The 16,776-nt window shown below is 67.9% G+C and carries 16 protein-coding genes and 1 pseudogene; 11 read left to right on the top strand and 6 right to left on the bottom strand.

Annotated features, from left to right (window positions below; all coding sequences use genetic code 11):
- The first annotated feature begins 73 nt into the window (after positions 1-73).
- The gene (locus tag CPZ00_RS00660) at positions 74-1,498 is read left to right on the top strand and encodes an MFS transporter (RefSeq protein WP_096388909.1); all 1,425 of its coding nucleotides are present in this window, start codon (positions 74-76) and stop codon (positions 1,496-1,498) included.
- A gap of 279 nt (positions 1,499-1,777) precedes the next feature.
- Positions 1,778-2,368, top strand: coding sequence for a hypothetical protein (locus CPZ00_RS00655; protein WP_096388908.1), 591 nt, complete (start codon positions 1,778-1,780; stop codon positions 2,366-2,368).
- A gap of 53 nt (positions 2,369-2,421) precedes the next feature.
- Here CPZ00_RS00655 and CPZ00_RS00650 read toward each other — a convergent pair whose 3' ends face one another.
- The 4 genes from CPZ00_RS00650 to CPZ00_RS00635 form a co-directional block, all read right to left on the bottom strand.
- Positions 2,422-3,726 (bottom strand): dicarboxylate/amino acid:cation symporter, encoded by a 1,305-nt coding sequence (locus CPZ00_RS00650; protein ID WP_096388907.1) that lies wholly within the window; start codon positions 3,724-3,726, stop codon positions 2,422-2,424.
- A gap of 112 nt (positions 3,727-3,838) precedes the next feature.
- Complete coding sequence (locus tag CPZ00_RS00645; protein ID WP_096388906.1) at positions 3,839-5,329, bottom strand: small ribosomal subunit Rsm22 family protein; 1,491 nt, start codon at positions 5,327-5,329, stop codon at positions 3,839-3,841.
- 19 nt (positions 5,330-5,348) lie between these two features.
- Positions 5,349-6,131 (bottom strand): NAD(P)-binding domain-containing protein, encoded by a 783-nt coding sequence (locus tag CPZ00_RS00640; RefSeq protein ID WP_096388905.1) that lies wholly within the window; start codon positions 6,129-6,131, stop codon positions 5,349-5,351.
- Positions 6,132-6,328: 197 nt separating this feature from the next.
- Positions 6,329-7,120 (bottom strand): IclR family transcriptional regulator, encoded by a 792-nt coding sequence (locus CPZ00_RS00635; protein ID WP_096388904.1) that lies wholly within the window; start codon positions 7,118-7,120, stop codon positions 6,329-6,331.
- A 267-nt stretch (positions 7,121-7,387) separates the two neighbouring features.
- Here CPZ00_RS00635 and CPZ00_RS00630 point away from each other — a divergent pair, with 267 nt between their 5' ends.
- From CPZ00_RS00630 to CPZ00_RS00620, 3 genes are read left to right on the top strand one after another with little or no spacing between them, the layout of a single operon-like run.
- A complete protein-coding gene (locus CPZ00_RS00630; RefSeq protein WP_096388903.1) occupies positions 7,388-8,497 on the top strand; it encodes an amidohydrolase family protein in 1,110 nt (369 codons plus the stop codon).
- 4 nt (positions 8,498-8,501) lie between these two features.
- A complete protein-coding gene (locus tag CPZ00_RS00625) occupies positions 8,502-8,912 on the top strand; it encodes a Rieske (2Fe-2S) protein (RefSeq protein ID WP_096388902.1) in 411 nt (136 codons plus the stop codon).
- 39 nt (positions 8,913-8,951) lie between these two features.
- A complete protein-coding gene (locus CPZ00_RS00620; protein WP_096388901.1) occupies positions 8,952-9,332 on the top strand; it encodes a hypothetical protein in 381 nt (126 codons plus the stop codon).
- A gap of 40 nt (positions 9,333-9,372) precedes the next feature.
- Here the strand turns inward: CPZ00_RS00620 and CPZ00_RS00615 are convergent.
- Positions 9,373-10,694: pseudogene (locus tag CPZ00_RS00615) on the bottom strand (aminotransferase class III-fold pyridoxal phosphate-dependent enzyme).
- 128 nt (positions 10,695-10,822) lie between these two features.
- Between CPZ00_RS00615 and CPZ00_RS00610 the strand changes: the two are divergent.
- Together CPZ00_RS00610 and CPZ00_RS00605 are read left to right on the top strand one after the other, a co-directional pair.
- Positions 10,823-12,073: an ArgE/DapE family deacylase gene (locus CPZ00_RS00610; protein ID WP_096388900.1), complete on the top strand. Its 1,251-nt coding sequence runs from the start codon at positions 10,823-10,825 to the stop codon at positions 12,071-12,073.
- A 105-nt stretch (positions 12,074-12,178) separates the two neighbouring features.
- Entirely contained in the window at positions 12,179-12,463 is a 285-nt protein-coding gene (locus tag CPZ00_RS00605) for a DUF7545 family protein (RefSeq protein WP_021074329.1), read from the top strand.
- Positions 12,464-12,530: 67 nt separating this feature from the next.
- Here the strand turns inward: CPZ00_RS00605 and CPZ00_RS00600 are convergent, their stop codons facing one another.
- On the bottom strand, positions 12,531-13,463 hold the full coding sequence (locus CPZ00_RS00600) for an alpha/beta fold hydrolase (protein ID WP_096388899.1): 933 nt from the start codon (positions 13,461-13,463) through the stop codon (positions 12,531-12,533).
- A gap of 128 nt (positions 13,464-13,591) precedes the next feature.
- Between CPZ00_RS00600 and CPZ00_RS00595 the strand changes: the two genes are divergently transcribed.
- The 4 genes from CPZ00_RS00595 (at position 13,592) to CPZ00_RS00580 (ending at position 16,726) form a co-directional block, all read left to right on the top strand.
- Positions 13,592-13,780, top strand: coding sequence for a hypothetical protein (locus CPZ00_RS00595; RefSeq protein ID WP_096388898.1), 189 nt, complete (start codon positions 13,592-13,594; stop codon positions 13,778-13,780).
- Between the two features lie 87 nt (positions 13,781-13,867).
- On the top strand, positions 13,868-14,941 hold the full coding sequence (locus tag CPZ00_RS00590) for a metal ABC transporter substrate-binding protein (RefSeq protein ID WP_096388897.1): 1,074 nt from the start codon (positions 13,868-13,870) through the stop codon (positions 14,939-14,941).
- Positions 14,938-15,678, top strand: a complete 741-nt coding sequence (locus CPZ00_RS00585; RefSeq protein WP_096388896.1) for a metal ABC transporter ATP-binding protein — start codon at positions 14,938-14,940, stop codon at positions 15,676-15,678. The genes CPZ00_RS00590 and CPZ00_RS00585 overlap by 4 nt, the downstream gene beginning before the upstream one ends.
- A 22-nt stretch (positions 15,679-15,700) precedes the next feature.
- Complete coding sequence (locus CPZ00_RS00580) at positions 15,701-16,726, top strand: metal ABC transporter permease (protein WP_096391542.1); 1,026 nt, start codon at positions 15,701-15,703, stop codon at positions 16,724-16,726.
- Positions 16,727-16,776: the final 50 nt, after the last annotated feature.

Below are 16,776 nucleotides of genomic sequence, written 5' to 3'. Positions count from 1 at the left end.
GGGCGACCGGAGTCACGGTCCCGCCCCGTCCGGTCCCGATGCGTCTTTCCATCCACCCGCCGAACGACCACGTATGAGTCGTCTCGCTCGGCCGATCGCTCACGTCCGCGGGACGGGCGCGTTCCTCTGTGGAACGGGTGCGTTCCTCTGCGGGACGGTCATACCCCTCCATCGGGCGGTCGGACCCCTCCATCGGGTAGTCGAATCCCTCCATCGGGTAGTCGAATCCCTTCTCGGGACGGTTGCATCCACCCCATCGGCTCCGGCCGCCGCCGACGGTGGGTCGGTTCACGGGGCCGACCGCCGGCGGCTCGCCGCGGTCGTCTGGCTCGTGTTGGTTTCGCAGGTTCTCGTCTACCCCGGCGTTCCCGACATCGTCGTCGCGCTCGGCGCGCCGGGCGGCGTGAGCGCGGGAATGTGGTTTCTGGCCGCCGAGTTCGCCGCCTTCGTCACCTTCGCCGGCGTCTGGGGGGCCGTAAGCGACGCCCTCGGGCGACGCGCATCGCTCGTGGTCCTCGGCGCGGCGGGCGGCGGGGCCGCCTATCTGACGCTCGCGCTCGCGCCGTGGCTGGGGATCGGCTTCGGTGCGGCGCTGCTCGTCCGCGTCGTCGGCGGCGCGTTCACGATCGGCGCGTTCTCGCTGGGCATCACGATGTTGATGGACCTGGGCGGGGGCCACGGCCGGAACATGGGCGCGGCCGGCGTCGCGATCGGCTTCGGGGCTGCCCTCGGATCGGTCGTCGGCGGCCGGCTCGCCGACGTCGACCCCTTCTACCCGATCTACGCGAGTGCGACGGTGCTGTTCCTGTCGTCGCTGCTCGCCGCGACCGTGACCGACCGTGCCGGCACGATGACCGAAACCGGACCCGACACGCCGGCAGCCGACGATCCGGGGTTCCGCGAGGTACTCGCCCGGATCCGCGCCGTGCCCGGCCTGCTCGTGCCGTTCGCGTTCGGGTTCATCGACCGACTTACCGCCGGCTTCTTCGCGCTGGTCGGCGTGTACTACTTCCAGGAGGGTGCCTTCGAGCTGTCGGCGTTTGGCGCGGGCCTCACGCTGGCGCTGTTCTTCCTTCCGTTCGCCGTTCTCCAGTACCCGATGGGCGTGCTCTCGGACCGGATCGGCCGGTTTTTCCCCATCGTCGTCGGGTCGATCGCCTACGGCTTCGTCATCATCGCGGTCGGGCTGGCCCCGACGTACCCGATCGCGGCCGGGTTGATGGTGCTCGTCGGCGTCTGCGGCGCGCTGGTCGCGCCCGCGACGATGGCGCTCGTGACGGATCTGGTCGGGGTCGCCGAGCGCGGCGCCGCGATGGGGCTGTTCAACGTGTTCGGATCGCTGGGCTTTCTGACCGGCTTTCTCGTCGGCGGGACCGTCACCGAGGGGTTCGACTACCTGACGGCGTTCCTCGTCGTCGGCGGGATGGAGATCCTGATCGCCCTTGCGCTGTTCCCGGCGGTCAGATCGATCGCCGGCGGGGTCGAGTCGGCCGGGTAGTCAGCGATCGGGTCGCCGTCGATCGAGTCAGCCCCGATCAACCGAGTCGTCGCAACCCGAGGAGGTCACAGGAGACTTCCCACGCCAAACGGGAATCGCTCAGTCCAGGTGAGCGACTTAGCGCAGGAGAGTATGTACTAACTATCAAGTAATATTTATATGAGTTAGAGTGTACATTCAGCGCGAAGTCAGTCGTTGGCTCCTCAAAAGAAAGATCCAGATTCGGGATGAAGAGATAGTTTCATAACATTATTATTACTATCTGGGATTCCACTACTTATGCGTCGCCGTGCCCTCCTCGCATCCACCTTGACCGCTGTCACCTCTGTCACTGCGGGCTGTAGCGCCGTTGAACAGCGAACCGAACACACGGAACCAGCTGTAAAAACTAGTGACAACTCCCGAGATGACGAAAAGTATCTCGAATTCCCCGGAGACGGCGAGGAGTTCGCTGTCGTGGGTGTTGACCCTCGGTTTGAACCCCTTCCGGAACATTTCAACACGTGGGTTTCACACACTGAAGACACCGAACTGCAGTCACTCACACAGCGGTTCGTGGCACTGGACGGTGACGGCACTCCGCCACAGCTCTCCCTCCAGGGCCCGTTCATGGGGGACTCCAGGCCCCACCCGTCGGTGTCACTATTTCGGGATGGGAGGGCCGCAGTCGTCGAAGTCCATCGATTCGGTGAACTCGCCAACGAGACCGTATTCATCGACTTTCCAGTCATTCAATGGCCGGAGGCGGCTCAGCGACTCGTTGTCGAAAGCACTGTCGAACTCGTTCAGCCGGGGCTGCTCGACCAAACACACATACTTGACGGACAACTCGAATTCGAGTTCGATTCCGAGATCGAAGGCAGTGAATGAACTGCTGGAAGGCTCGATTTACCACAATACGCACGCTCGTTCTCACGGCTGATTCAGTCGTCGGCCGGCGCCGCGTCGCCGACGGCGGCCGTCCCGTCGGCCCAGACGCCGGTGGTGAAGTCGATCGCGTCGTTCCACTTGCCGACGACCGTCGCCACCGCCAGATCGCCCGTGACGTTGTTCATCGTGGCGATGCGGCCGAGGATCGGGTCGACGCCGGCGACGAAACCGACCACGGTGAGCGGGAGTCCGACCTGCGTGAGCACGACGGTCAGCATCACGATCCCCGCACCCGGAACGCCGGCGGTGCCGATGCTGATGAGCACGGCGACGATCAACACGAGGGCCTGCTCGGTCAGCGCGAGCGGCTGCCCGACCACGTTGGCGGCAAAGACGACCGTGATCGCCTGGCGGATCGCCGCGCCGTCCATGTTCGCGGTCGCGCCGACCGGCAGCGCGAACGAGTAGACGCGCTCGTCGATCCGGAGGTCCTCCTCGGCGTTCGTCATCGTCACCGGCAGCGTCCCGCTGGAGGAGCGGGTCGCGAAGGCGGTCACCATCGCGTCCTTGGACCCCCTGAGGAAGGCGAGCGGCGAGACGTCCGAGACGACCGTCATCAACAGCCCGAGGTAGGTGACTGCGATGTGGATGAGGACCGCGAGCCCGACCGCGAGCACGAGCTCGCCCAGTGAGGAGAAGACGCCGACGCCCTCCGTGCCGATCCCGGCCGCCATCAGCGCGAAGACGCCGATAACGCCGTACTCGAGCACGCCGCGGACGACGACGAACATCGCCTCCGCGCCGACCTCGAAGGCCTCGAACAGCGAGTCGACGCTCTCGGCGTATTCGGGCTTGTTCGCCCGGACGTAGGTCAACGCGATCCCGAAGACGATGGCGAAGAAGACCGTTCCGAGCAGGTTGCCGTCGGCCATCGCCGTCACGGGGTTGTTCGGCACGATCCCGAGGACGACCTCGGTCAGCGACGGCGGCGCCTGCGACTCGGCCTCGCCGGCGACGAACTCCACCCCGCGTCCGGGCTGGAGGACGTTCGCGACCCCGAGGCCGATCACGCCGGCGACCGTCGTCGTGACCGCGTACAGTGCGACCGTCGCGCCGCCGATCCGGCCGAGCCGTGCCGGCGAGAGCTGCCGGATCCCGGTCAGCAGGGTGAAGACGATGATCGGGACCACGAGCATATTGAGCAGCCGGAGGAACAGGTCGCCGAGCGGCTGGACGACGACCATCCGTTCGCCGAAGACGACCCCTGCGGCGGACCCGATCACGAACGCGACCGCGATCCGATAGATCAGTCCCACCGATCGATACCGCTTCCAGATCGACGCGAGCGTCCCGGCCATGTCCGATCGGTGCGGACCCGATCGTAAAGGGCCACGCATCCCGTCAGATCGTGCGGCTATCGCCGACACCGGTCAGGGTGCGCCGACACCGGTCAGGGTGCGCGGACGCCGGTCAGGGTGCCACGAGATCGACCACGGTCCCGTCGTCGACGACGAGGTTGTAGGCCCCCTCGTCGTCGTTCCAGAGCACGAGCACGTTTTCGACCGCGAGGACGGCGCCGTAGCCGGCCTCCAGCAGGGCGCGGTTCAGCGAGGTCTCACGGGTACACACCGCGTAGTGGTCGACGGACTCGGATCCGTCGCTCACCTTGAAGAGGGGATTGCCGCCGTCGGACAGATCGTGGCTCAGCTTGACACACAGCAGGTCGACCCGGTCGGTGACGTGCGCCTCGCTGTCGGCCATCCGGAGGTGTCGCTCCGGATCGGCTCGGACGTCGACGCGGCGGGCGTCGTCGGTTCGGAGGATCGAGTAGGCGAACTGAACGTCGACGTTGACGAACTCGCCAGGTTCGTCGGTGGGACCGCGATCGGCTTCCTCGTCGAGACGGGCCTGGAACGACGGCACCGCCAGGTCGGGACGGACGTCGAAGGACCAGCCCCGGTCCTCCGGCTTCGCGCCCGGCCAGAGACGGAGCGTCGGACCGTAGATCGTGACGTCCCGATCCGGCGGTCCAGCCGCGCTCCCCGGCGCCGAGTCCGGCGTCTCGTCGACGACGGCGCGCTCGATCTCACGAAGGCCGGTGGCGGTGTTCCGGTCGGCCGGCGCCAGCGCGACGATCGATCCGTCGTCGGCCAGGACGTCGAGTGCCGCCGTCACGACGGAGACCGGATCGGAAAGCTCCGAGAGGACGTTCCCGAACAGCACGAGGTCGTAGGCGTCTCCATCGTCGCCGGCAGCGTCGTCGCCGGTGCCGTCATCGAGTCCGAGGAACGACTCGGCGGTCTCGCGCCGGATCGCGGGCCGGAAGTTTCGCCGGGTCGCCCCGAGCATCGTCTCCAGCACGTCGGCCGCCGGGCTCGGCTCGACGGCGGTGTACTCCACCACGGCGTCCGCCGGGAGGAGGTCGTGCAGCCCGAGCGCCGGCCCCCCGACGCCCGCGCCGACGTCGAGGACGCGCAGCCGCCGGTCGAGCAGGCCGTTCTCGATCAGGTCGGTGAGGACGTAGCCGATCGCGGCGTAGTAGTCGGGGAGGTGATAGATCGCGTACCCGAGCGCCGCGATCCGGTCGTACTCGACCGGGTTCTCGTGGTAGTAATCGCGTTTGAGTCGTCGGATCGCTTCCCGAAGCTCGTCGCCGGACTCCCCGACGTGCCAGTTCGCTCCGTACTCGTCGACCAGCTCGTCCTCCAAAGCGGCTGCGTAGATCTCGGGGAACGCCTCCGGGCTCCATCCCGGATCGGGGACCGGATCCGGATCCACCGGAACGAAGGTACCGTCCTCGCGCTCGCGGAGCCCGAGGTCGTAGGACGCCTCCCGTAACGTCCGCCGAACGACCGCCGGATGTGTGCCGCCGGACACGTAGTCGGCGACCTCCTCGGGGTCGATCGGGCGTACGTTTCGGAGGTACTTCGCGCTATCGCGGATGGCCTGCTCGTCGATCATCGGTATCGATTTCTCCTCATCACTCGTGTCGCTCCCGTTCGGTACCCTCGCCCCGGGCGCGCTCGTACAGGTCCGCGAACGTCTCGGGGTCGGCCTCAGCGATCGCGGCGGCGGCGTCGGCGACCCCCTCGGCGCCGTCGAAGGCGCGCTGGATCTCCGCGTAGACATCGGGTGCGCCCTCGGTGACGGTATTGGCGAGGTCATCGAGACCGGCCGAGACCGGGGTGTGGAACTCATCACGGACGTCCGCGCCGGCCAGTCGCCACGCCAGGATGGCGGCGTGGGCGCCCGCCTGCACGGTCTCCATCGCCTCGTCGTGCTCCGCCGCCGTGGTCTCGAAGACGTCGTTCCCGCCGGCCTCGATCGCCTCGATCACGGCCGTCACGTGCGGCCCGTCCCGGTCGACGACGGCTGCCACGTTCCCCGGCACGCGGGGCGGCGCGAAAAGGGGGTGAAGACTGGCGCGTTCGACGTCCGGATCGAGCTGGTCGCGCATCGCCGCGATCGGGGCTTCCATCGCGCCGGAGACGTCGATCATCGCTCCGTCGGCGACGTCGGCGTACGCCGCCACCGCGTCCGCGACCGCGGAGATCGGAACGGCAAGACAGACGACCTCGAAACGGTCCGCCATCGCCGTCGACGCCTCGAGGGCGCGTGCCTCCCGCCCGGCGGCCGCGTCGCGTGCGCGGTCGGCGTCGAGGTCGGTGAACGAGATGGCGGGATCCGTGACCGCGTCCGCGGACGCAACCGTGTCCGCGATCCATCGTCCCATCTCCCCGGCACCCACGACGAGTAGCTCCATCGGTTACCACCGGTTTCGGCGGCAGCGGTTAAAGGAATTCGCTCGTATGGCGGGTCGGCGGCGCGAGGACGGCCCACCGTTCGATGTCGCCACTCGGCCTCGAACGACCGCAGCTATTTATAAATATATAAAATATAATAAATTATATCCATATATAAATATAAATATTCAAAAATCATATATGAATCGGGTCAGGCTCACGAGTGTGCCAGGTTCAACTCGAGTTCGTTGACGACGCTCCGGAGGAGGTCCGGGATCTCGGTCTCGAACCGGTCGCCGTTGATCCGGTGGGTCGGTCCCGCGACCGCGAAGGCGCCGAGCACGTCCCCGTCGGGGGCGGTCACCGGGACCGCGACCGCGCGGAGCCCCTCGGTGCTCTCCTCGCTGTTGAACGCCACGCCGCGCTCGCGGGTCTCGCGGATCTCCTCGAGCAGCTCCTCGCGGTCGGTGATCGTGTGCGGCGTGGCCGCGGGCAGCCCCTGGCGGTCGATCAGCTCCTCGATCCACTGGTCGGACCGACGCGCCAGGATCGCCTTCCCGGCAGCGGTCTGATGGGGGTGAAACCGGCGGCCGACCCGGCCCCGCGAGTAGACCCCGCCGTGGCTCACCTCGCGGTACAACACCACCGCGTGGCCCCGCTCCTCGACCGCGAACTGCGCGCTCTCGCCGGTCTCGTCGGCCAGCTCGCGCAGCTTGTGTTTGATCTTCGCCGACCCGGGTACCCGCGACCGGACGTGTGCCCCGAGATCGAGATAGCGCAGTCCGAGCGCGTACTCGTCGCCCTCCTTCACCACGAAGTCGTGTTTCGCCAACGACCGGAGGTGCTTGTGAACCGAACTCTTCGAGAGCCCCGTCTCCTCGGCCAGCTCCGTGACGCCGGCGCCGTTTCGCTCCCGGAGAGCTGTCACGATGGCGAACGACGTGTCGATACTTCCTATCGTCGTCTCGCCGGATTCCGGGTCAATACCGCCTGGCTTCCACTCGTTCATCGGTATCGACGATTTCGTGAGGGATCGGTAAAGATTTCCGATCGAGAAACGGTATGGATATACGTTTCTTCCTCGGATACGGATTCCGCGGCGAACCGAGTGTCTTCGGTCGGACGGGGCGGGAACGTGCACGTGCTGCTCGGCCGTCGCTCCGGTCATTGCGTGCGGCCCGAACCCTTGTTTCCGGCCGTTTTATGGCCTCTTCCGTCGTTTCCCGATCCCTAATCGAATCCGGGTATAAATACGTCCCCGCCGACGGATCGATCGATGGCTTCGGCAACACCCGATCAGGTTCGGTCGCTCGACGACCTCGGAACGATCGTCGACACCGACTTCCACCTGACGGAACGACAGGAGGACCTCTTCCCGTACCTCGAGAGCCCGTTCGACGAGATGCTCACCGCAAGCGGCGGCGACGATTACGGCTACCTCGGTCGGGTCTATCCCGCCACCGGAATGGTCTACTCCGTGACGATGGGGAAAGCCGACTCCGAGACGGTGCGGACGCGCGAGGACGTCCTCGCCGGCAAGGAGTTCATCGGCTGGGATAAGGCGATCGCCACGCCGACCCAGAACCTCTATCTGGGTGCGGTCCACCACGACGACCTCGCGGCTGGGCTCGCGACCGCCTACAACAACTGGCTGCTCGACGAGATCGTCGACACGGACGAGGGCATCTACGGGGCGGCGGTCGTCGCGCCACAGAAGCCCGTCAAGGCGGCCGAGGAGGTCGACCGGCGGGCCGACGAGGACGGGATCGCGGCCGTGATGATCCCGAGCGGCTCGGTCGATCCCACGCTCGGAAACGAGCGGTATTACCCCATCTACGAGGCCTGCGAGCGCGCCGGCCTCCCGATCAAGATGCACAACGCCGGCGGCACGATGATGACCCGGTTCCCCTCGACGTGGAAGTCGATGTCGCGGGCGCTGCCGGTGCACGCGACCGCGCACAACATGATGCACCAGACGAACCTCGCGGACATGCTGACACAGGGCGTGCCCGTGCGCTTCCCCGACCTCGAGTTCGTCGTTCAGGAGTCCGGGCTCGGCTGGTACCCCTACTTCATGCGCCGGATGGACCACGACTACATGGGCGCGAAGTGGGACGCGCCGATGCTCGAGAAGCTCCCCAGCGAGTACCTCGACGACCAGTTCTACCTCACGAGCCAGCCGGTCGAGGGCGCCGACGACCCACAGTACCTCAACGGCGTGATGCGGCTCTTCGACGGGGACGAGAACCTGATGTTCTCCTCGGACTACCCGCACTTCGACTTCGACAACACCGACGCGCTGTTGCGGATCCTCCGGTCGGAGTTCGACGGCCAGGCGCTCCGGAACGTCTACGGTGAAACCGCCACCGAGGTCTACGACTTCTAAACCGATGACGGACCACATACCGACTGAAACAGGGACTGCCGGGACGACCGAGACGGACGAGCAGGAGAACCGCCATCGCGTGGCGGCCGCGGCTGACCTCCCGCCGGGCGGCCGCGTCGTCGTCGACGTCGATGGACGCGAGGTCGCCGTGTTCAACGTCGACGGTGAGTATCAGGCCCTTTCGAACTACTGTCCCCACCAGGGCGGCCCCGCCTGTGAGGGGCTGGTGAGCGGAACGCTCGAGGTCGACAACGACGACGAACTGGTCTGGGATCGCTCCGGCGAGATCGTTGCGTGCCCCTGGCACGGCTGGGAGTTCGACATCACCGACGGTCGCCACACTGCGAGCGACCGATACCGGCTACCGGTGTACGAGGCCTACGCCGAGGACGGCGACGTCTATCTCGAACTGTGATCGGTCGCAGCGATTGATATTTAATATCTATCATGTAGTATGACGGATGATAGACACATTGACGGGTACGATCCGACGAGCGAGCGGCCGTACGCGGACGTCGATATCGAGGATCTGCCGGCCTGGTGGCGGCGTGCGATCGCGGACCACGATGCCGCCGACGGCCCGACCTACCTGCCGGCGCGTTTCGCGGACGGAACGATCGTACAGCCGGTGATCCGTCGTCTCGAGGCCATGTACGACGTCGACGTCACTCTCGTCGGGGTCGGCGTCCGCCACGGTGATCCGTGGACGATTCGAGTCGACGGTCGGGACGTCGCGACGGTGGAGCGGGAGCGAACGCGTGCGGGCGAGACGCGGTACGGTATCACGGTCGACCGGTTCGAGGAGATCGTCTCGGACGCGATCGAGATGGGGTAGCTGTGGCGGTCGGCCGGGTGGAGACGACGCCGACGGCCGGCTACGCGGTCGCGTCGGCCACGACGCTCTCGATCGCGTCGTCGAGAAGATCGACCGCGATGTCGAGTTCGCGCTCGCGAACGTCCAGCGGGGGCAGGAGTCGGAGGGTCTTGTGCCCGCAGCCCAGCGTGAGTAGTCCGCGCTGGAGCGCCGCGTCGATCACGTCCTCGCGTCGCTGCTTCGTGTCGAACTCGATCGCGGTCATCAGCCCGAGCCCGCGCGCGTCGACCACCGCGTCGGAGTGGGTGGCCCGTAGTTCCTCCAGCTGATCGAGGAACCGGTCGCCCATCCGCTCGGCGTGTCCGAGTAGATCGTGCTCCTGGATCACGCCGAGGGTGACTGCCCCCTGGATGGACGCGATCACGTCGCCGGCGCCCCACGTCGAGGAGATCCGAGCCGTCTCCTCGGGGAAGATCTCCGACCGGGAGACCGTGGCGCCGACGCGGAGCCCCTTCGCGCCCGTGATCACGTCCGGCTCGAACGCGTAGTGATCGGACGCCCACATCCGCCCGGTTCGGCCGATTCCCGACTGGATCTCGTCGGCGATGATCGGGATGTCGTGGTCGGCACACAGGTCGTTCACCGCCCGCATGAACTCCGCGCTCGGCACGCGGTAGCCCCCCTCTCCCTGCACCGGCTCCAGGATCAGGTACGCGACCTGGTCGGCCGGGACGTGCCCCGTTTCGGGGTCGAGCTTCTCCCGGAGGCGTTCGACGCCCGCGAGGCGGTGCGGAACGTCATGGATCCCGCTGATCTCGGGGAACGACCGCCGGTGGACCGACTTCGACCGGTTCAGCGACAGGGCGCCGAGGGTCCGCCCGTGGAAGGCGCCCTCGAAGGTGATCCCGTATTTCGGATCCGCGCAGTGGTCGTAGCAGATCTTCATCGCGTTCTCGACCGCCTCCGCGCCCGAGTTCGACAGGAAGACCGTGTCCATCCCGTAATGGTCGGTGAGGTCCACGAGCCGGTCCATCAGGTGTGCCGGCCCCGGAAGGTCGGCGTCGTCGGGCGACCCGCCGGTGCTGACGTAGAAGTCCTGGCCCGCGATCTTCAGCGGGTCGACGAGGTCGAACTCGCGGAGCTCGTCCATGATCAGCGGGTTGTTGTACCCGAGCGGCGCGGCGGCGACGTGACTGGTGAAATCCAGGAGCACGTTCCCGTCCGGGTCGGTGCAGAAGGGGCCGACCGCGTCCTCGGTGACGTCCCACACGAAGCGTACACGTACGTGCTCGGCGCCGCGGACGCCCCGTGGAACTCGACCCACTCGCTCGCCTTCGGGCCCGGGAACTGATCCACGCTCGGCTCGGCCGTCTCTCGTTGCATACGCCGTTCTACTCGGTCACGACAGTTAAGAGGGAGTCCGTGGCTCGTCGACCGTCCCGTCCCTGCCGCCGCATCCTCGCGCCGGTCCGTCGAAACGGTTATCGGACGTGCTTTTAAATCGCTACCCGATGCGGAACCGCCACGACGACCTGCGCGAGACGATCGAGTCGCTCGTGTCGTACCCGAGCGTCCCCGGGGAGGAGGGGGAGGTGCAGCGGTGGCTCGCCGGCAAACTGGAGTCGCTCGGGTTCGAGACCTACGAGTGGGATCCCGACCCCGAGGTCCTGGCGGCCCACGAGTCGTTTCCCGACGTCGAGACGCTGGATCTCGCCGACCGCCCGAGCGTCGCCGGCGTCCTCGAGCTCGGCGACCCGGATGCGGGCCCGACGGTCGTCCTGAACGGCCACGCGGACGTGGTGCCTGTCACCGAAGCCGACTGGACGAGCGACCCGTTTACGGTTCGGGCGGACGGGGACACGCTCTACGGCCGCGGGGTGCTCGACATGAAGAGCGGCCTCGCGCTGAACGTCTTCGCGGCGCGGGCGGTCGCGGACCGCGCCGCCGAGTCCGGGGACCTGGACGGCCGAATCGTGGTCGAGAGCGTGGTCGGGGAGGAGGAAGGCGGGATCGGCGCGGCCGTCGCCGCCCGGAAGAACCCCTATCCGTTCGAGCGCGACGCCGCGATCGTCACCGAGCCGAGCAGCTTCGACGCGGTCGTCGCCGCGGAGGGATCCCTGATGATGCGGCTGCGCATCTTCGGCAAGTCCGCGCACGCCGCCCAGACCTGGGAGGGCGAGTCGGTGTTGCCCCACTTCGAGCGTATCCGACACGCGTTCGCGGATCTCGAGGCCGAGCGCTGTGACCGTGTCACCCACTCCCTGTATGCGGACTACGAGACGCCGTGGCCGGTCAACTTCGGGACGGTGGAAGCCGGCAACTGGGCCTCGAGCGTCCCGGCCGAGCTCACCGCGGAGATCCGGATCGGCGTCGCGCCCCACGAGACGGTCGCCGAGGTCGAAGCCGAGTTTCGCGAGCGGCTCCAGGCGGTCGTCGACGCCGACGAGTGGCTGCGCGACCATCCCCCCGAGTTCGAACGGTTCTCGGTCCAGTTCGAGGGCTCGGAGATCGACCCCGACGAACCGATCGTGGAGGCCGTCCGGGCGGCCGCGGCCGATCACGGGGTCGAGGCCCCGGTCGAGGGGTTCACCGGCGGGACGGACGCGCGACACCTCATCGACGCCGGGATCCCGGCGGTCGTCTTCGGTCCCGGAGACCTCGCGACCGCCCACCAACCCGACGAGTGCATCGCCTGGAGCGACGTGAAAACCGGACGGTCGATCGTCGCCGACGCCGCGGAACGGTTCCTGCGGGAGTACTGACGGGGATCGATCCTTATAGCGGCCGAGCGTCCCGACGGTACGTCCACGGACCATTTTCGGACCACACATCCACAGACCCTTACGTGCCGCCGGCCAGGTACGCGTATGGCAGCCACCGAGACGTACACGGTAACCGGACCGGACGGCGACGAGGACACCGTCGAGCTCCCCGCGGGGCTCGTCGACCTGATGGCCGACCAGGGCGAGCAGCCGACCCGCGTCGTGACCGACGTGCTGGTGCAGGTGATGGCCCAGCAGGCCCACGCCTTCGCCCACCACGCCGAGGGCGAGGTCCCCGAGGACATCCGCGAGATCAACGAGACCGCCGAGGAGCTGTTCGAGGAGCGATTCGGGCAGTCGCTCGAGGACGCGCTCGGCCACTCGCACTAACCGGATCGACCGCGGTCGGGCCGACGGAACCCGGCCCGACCGAGATCGTCCATTATATACCGGTCGATCACTCCGGTTGTTCGCGCAACGCGGTCGGCCCCGCACGCGTGAGCGTCCGGAGGTGGTCGGCGCCTTCGAGCACTCGCAGCTCGGCGGTCGGAAGCGCCGCCACGAACCGTTGAACGTCGGCAAGCGGCGCGTTCGCGTCCGCGTCGCCGTGGTGAAACCGCACGTCGATGGCCGCCTCCGCGAGCCTCTCGAGAGGGATCTCCCACTCGGCCGCGGTGGTCCGGAACTCGGTCACGACCCCCGACCGGGATCGAGCGACCGCCTCGATGAGGTCGGCTTTCACGATCGCCGCGACGTCGTCGGGGACCGGCTCGTCGACGGCGTCGGACGTATACCGCGAGATCACGGCGGACGGGGACCGTCGCTCGGCGACCCACGCGTCCGCCCGGAGGACCGAGCCGAGGACCGACGGTGCCCGCCGCGCCATCCCGGCAAGTAGCCGGGGCGCCAGCGCCGTCGACTCGGAGAACTCCGGCGGCGTGATCCCGGCGATGGCGTCCACCCGATCCACCCGCCCGGGATGGGTGGCGGCCGTCGCGAGCGCGTACGCGCTCCCGCCGGAGAATCCCACGAGTCTCGCGGTCTCGATCCCGGCGGCGTCGAGCACCGCGGTCGCGTTCGCCCCGGCGGCACGCACCGTTCGGTCGGGCTGGGGATCCGAACGACCGTATCCGGGCCTGTCGTACGCGACGAGTCGAACGCCGTGCTCCGTGGCTGCCGACTCGAGGAGCTCGGCCAGCAGGCGCGACCCGGGCGTTCCGTGGAAGAACAGGACGGGATCCCCGTCCGGGTCGCCGTACTCGGCGTACGCGATCGTCCGGTCGCCGTTGTCGACGGAGACGGTCGAGACGTCGGCTCTCGCCGCCGATGCTCCTGTCTCCGATGCTCCTGTCGCCGCCGCCGATCGCGATGTGGAGGGCTGCGTCGGCATCGATCCGGTGGGTACGACCGGCCGGTTGAAATCGATGCCGGAACGGCACGGTCGGTCCCGTGGGTCTCGCCGGTCGGGAGGTGGGGAAGCACAACTCCTTTGCCGCTCTCCCGTCGAACTCCGCCGGTATGTCCCCGTTACGACGCCACCTCCTCCGAAATGCGCTCGCCGGGATCGCGCTCGGGGTCGGGACAGCCGGCTGTCTCGACTCCGTCGACCCTGGATCGACCGTCGACCCTGGATCGACCGTCGACCCTGGATCGACCGTCGACCCTGGATCGACCGCCGTCGGCGAACTGTACCGCTCCAGTTGCTAATAACACGGGCCGTTCCAATGCCGTTTATTATTAACATCGGTGTAGAATATAATAACTCTCATAAGCGAGGACGCCCTATCGGGAGGTATGACTCACACGCGGCGGGACCTCCTGGCGGGGACTGCGGGCGTGCTTGCGGCGTCCGCCACTGCCGGCTGCACCGGGCAGCTCCGGCGGATCGCCGGGGAGCGGTCGCTCGAGGAGGGCGGGTACGCCGCCTTCTTCACGCTGTACGACTTCGCGCGGCACGTCGGCGGCGAGACGTTCCCCGTCGAGAATCCGATCCCGGCGGGCACGATGGGCCACGCCTACGAGGCCGGGCCGGAGCTCGCCACCGAGGTGGCCTCCCACGAACTGTTCGTCTACCTCGACGTCGAGGGATTCCAGCGCTGGGCGCTCGACGCGGCCGCCACGATCGAGCGGGACTACCCCGAGGTCGAACTGGTCGACGCCCTCGACGGGGTCGAGCTGCTCGCGGCGGACGCGGCTCACGCACACGGCGGCGACGAGGGGCACGAGACTGACGGCAACGACGAACACGAAACCGGGCACGATGAAACCGGGCACGATGAAACCGGACACGATGAAACCGGGCACGACGAGACCGCAGCCGACCGGTCCGGCGTCGATCCCCACTACTGGACCGATCCCGTTCGCGCGTCGCAAAGCGTCGAGAACGTTCGAGCAGGGATGGAGGCGGCGGACCCGGACAATGCTGACGTCTACGCCGACAACGCCGAGAGCTACCGGAATCGGCTCGAGGACGTCCACGCGACGTTCGAGGACGGGCTGGCCGACCGCGGCCACGAGACGGTCGTCCTCGCGGGGCACAACTCCTACCGATACCTCGCGGACCGATACGGCTTCACCGTGCACTCCCCGCAGGGGGTCTCCCCGCACGCGGAGCCGAGCCAGGACGAGATCTCGGCGACGATCGACCTCGTCGACCGGGAGAGGATCGACGTGATCCTCGCCGACCACTTCGGCTCGAACGACCTCGCGAACACGATCGTCCGCGAATCGACCGCCTCCGAAGTGCGGGAGGTCTCGCCGGCCGAGGGCACTACGGCCGAGTGGAACGACCGGGGCTGGGGATACGTCGAGCAGCTGACCGAGATCACTCTGCCGGCCCTGCAGGCCGGGCTGGGGGTGAACGGATGAGCGCCGTCGCCGCCGCCCGGGACGTCACCTTCAGCTACGGCGACACCGTCGCGATCGAGGGCGTCACTCTCGAGGTGCAGTCGGGCGAGTTCCTCGGGCTCATCGGTCCGAACGGCTCCGGGAAGACGACGCTGTTGCACCTGCTGTTAGGGCTGCTGGAACCCGATTCGGGGTCGATCGAGCTGTTCGGCGAGCCGGTCGCGGCGTTCGAGGACGGCCACCGGATCGGCTACGTCGCCCAGCAGGCGACCCAAAAGGGGTCGACGATGCCGGTCACCGTCGAGGAGGTCGTCGAGATGGGCCGGTATCCCCACCGCGGCGCCGGACGGCTCACCGAGGACGACCGGGCGATCGTCCGCGATGCGATGGCGCGAGTCGACGTCGACGACCTCCGGGACCGGCGCATCAACGCGCTCTCGGGCGGGCAGCGTCAGCGTGCGTACATCGCCCGCGCGCTCGCCTCCGAGGCGGACCTGCTCGCGCTCGACGAGCCGACCGTCGGCGTCGACGCGGAGTCGCGGGACCGGTTTTACGGGCTCCTCGACGAGCTCAACGACGAGGGGATCGCGATCGTCCTGATCGAACACGACATCGGCGTGGTCACCGACCGGGCCGAGCGGATCGCCTGCGTCAACCGCGAGCTGTACCACCACGGGGACACGGAATCGTTCGTCGAAAGCGACGCGCTCGAGCGCGCCTACGGAGCGACCGGAACGGTCGTCCACCACCACCACTGAGATGACGGGCTTTCCATTCACGATGACCGGCCCCATCACGCGGCGTCGACTGTTGGGCGCGGCGGTCGCCGGCGTCGCCGGCCTCGTGCTCCTGTTGGTCGCGTTCATGGTCAGCGACGGGCTCGCGTCGCTGGGGCTTCCGGGCGGCGGATTCGCGGCGTACCTCGTCCTGGTCGGACGGGCGGTCGGCGCCGTGACGGGCCTCGAACTCTTCGCGTTTCGGTTCGTCTGGTACTCGCTGGCCACGGGCGCGCTGATCGGGATCGTCGGCCCGCTCGTGGGGATCTTCATCGTCCACCGGGAGATGGCGCTGATCGGCGAGACGCTGGCGCACACGGCCTTCGCGGGCGTCGCCGGCGGGCTGCTGGTCGCGAGCGCGACCGGCTGGTCGGCGCCGCTGCTCGCGTCGGCGCTCGTGGCTGCCGTGATCGGCGCGCTCGCGGTCGAGTGGCTCGCCGAGCACGCGGCCGCCTACGGCGACGTCCCGATCGCGATCATGTTGACGGGGTCGTTCGCGCTCGGGACCATCATCATCTCCTGGGGCGGCGGGTTCTCCGGGCTCAACATCGAGGCGTTCCTCTTCGGCAACATCTCGTTCGTTCCCGTCGACGGCGCCTGGCTGATGGTCGTGGTCTCCGCGGTCGTTTTCGCCGCGGTCGGATCGCGGTACAAACAGCTGCTGTACGTCACCTTCGACGAGCAGGCCGCCAGGGTCGCGCGGCTGAACGTCGCCGGCTACAACCGGCTCCTCATCGTGCTCACGGCGATGGTCGTCGTGGGGTCGATGCAGGTGCTCGGCGTGATCCTCGTGGCGGCGATGCTCGTCGTCCCCACCGCGGCGGCCTCCCAGGTCGCCACGAGCTTCCGGGAGGCGGTCTACCTCGCCGTGCTCGTCGGGGAGACGTCCGTCATCGCCGGGATCCTGATCGGCTACGGTTACGGGATCCCCGCCGGCGGCACGATCGTCCTGATCGCGATCGCCTGGTACGTCCTCGCAGTGCTGCTTGCCGACCGCGGGATCTCGCTGTCGGCGCGGTCGGCGTCGTAGCGGGTTAGGACCGGTCGGCGTCGTAACGGGGTGGACGCGGTCGGCGTCGT

This window comes from Halopenitus persicus (assembly GCF_002355635.1).
GTDB classification, from domain to species: Archaea; Halobacteriota; Halobacteria; order Halobacteriales; family Haloferacaceae; genus Halopenitus; species Halopenitus persicus_A.
Note: the sequence above shows the minus strand (reverse complement) of the source record. Positions and strands in the feature narration are given on the sequence as shown.

Bases quoted from the DNA above. Each gene is read 5' to 3' on its own strand.
- CPZ00_RS00610 (WP_096388900.1), top strand. From the start codon at position 10,823: ATGCGGAACCGCCACGACGACCTGCGCGAGACGATCGAGTCGCTCGTG.
- CPZ00_RS00605 (WP_021074329.1), top strand. From the start codon at position 12,179: ATGGCAGCCACCGAGACGTACACGGTAACCGGACCGGACGGCGACGAG.
- CPZ00_RS00645 (WP_096388906.1), bottom strand. From the start codon at position 5,329: ATGATCGACGAGCAGGCCATCCGCGATAGCGCGAAGTACCTCCGAAAC.
- CPZ00_RS00660 (WP_096388909.1), top strand. From the start codon at position 74: ATGAGTCGTCTCGCTCGGCCGATCGCTCACGTCCGCGGGACGGGCGCG.
- CPZ00_RS00650 (WP_096388907.1), bottom strand. From the start codon at position 3,726: ATGGCCGGGACGCTCGCGTCGATCTGGAAGCGGTATCGATCGGTGGGA.
- CPZ00_RS00585 (WP_096388896.1), top strand. From the start codon at position 14,938: ATGAGCGCCGTCGCCGCCGCCCGGGACGTCACCTTCAGCTACGGCGAC.
- CPZ00_RS00600 (WP_096388899.1), bottom strand. From the start codon at position 13,463: ATGCCGACGCAGCCCTCCACATCGCGATCGGCGGCGGCGACAGGAGCA.
- CPZ00_RS00590 (WP_096388897.1), top strand. From the start codon at position 13,868: ATGACTCACACGCGGCGGGACCTCCTGGCGGGGACTGCGGGCGTGCTT.
- CPZ00_RS00635 (WP_096388904.1), bottom strand. From the start codon at position 7,120: ATGAACGAGTGGAAGCCAGGCGGTATTGACCCGGAATCCGGCGAGACG.
- CPZ00_RS00640 (WP_096388905.1), bottom strand. From the start codon at position 6,131: ATGGAGCTACTCGTCGTGGGTGCCGGGGAGATGGGACGATGGATCGCG.
- CPZ00_RS00655 (WP_096388908.1), top strand. From the start codon at position 1,778: ATGCGTCGCCGTGCCCTCCTCGCATCCACCTTGACCGCTGTCACCTCT.
- CPZ00_RS00630 (WP_096388903.1), top strand. From the start codon at position 7,388: ATGGCTTCGGCAACACCCGATCAGGTTCGGTCGCTCGACGACCTCGGA.
- CPZ00_RS00625 (WP_096388902.1), top strand. From the start codon at position 8,502: ATGACGGACCACATACCGACTGAAACAGGGACTGCCGGGACGACCGAG.
- CPZ00_RS00580 (WP_096391542.1), top strand. From the start codon at position 15,701: ATGACCGGCCCCATCACGCGGCGTCGACTGTTGGGCGCGGCGGTCGCC.
- CPZ00_RS00620 (WP_096388901.1), top strand. From the start codon at position 8,952: ATGACGGATGATAGACACATTGACGGGTACGATCCGACGAGCGAGCGG.
- CPZ00_RS00595 (WP_096388898.1), top strand. From the start codon at position 13,592: ATGTCCCCGTTACGACGCCACCTCCTCCGAAATGCGCTCGCCGGGATC.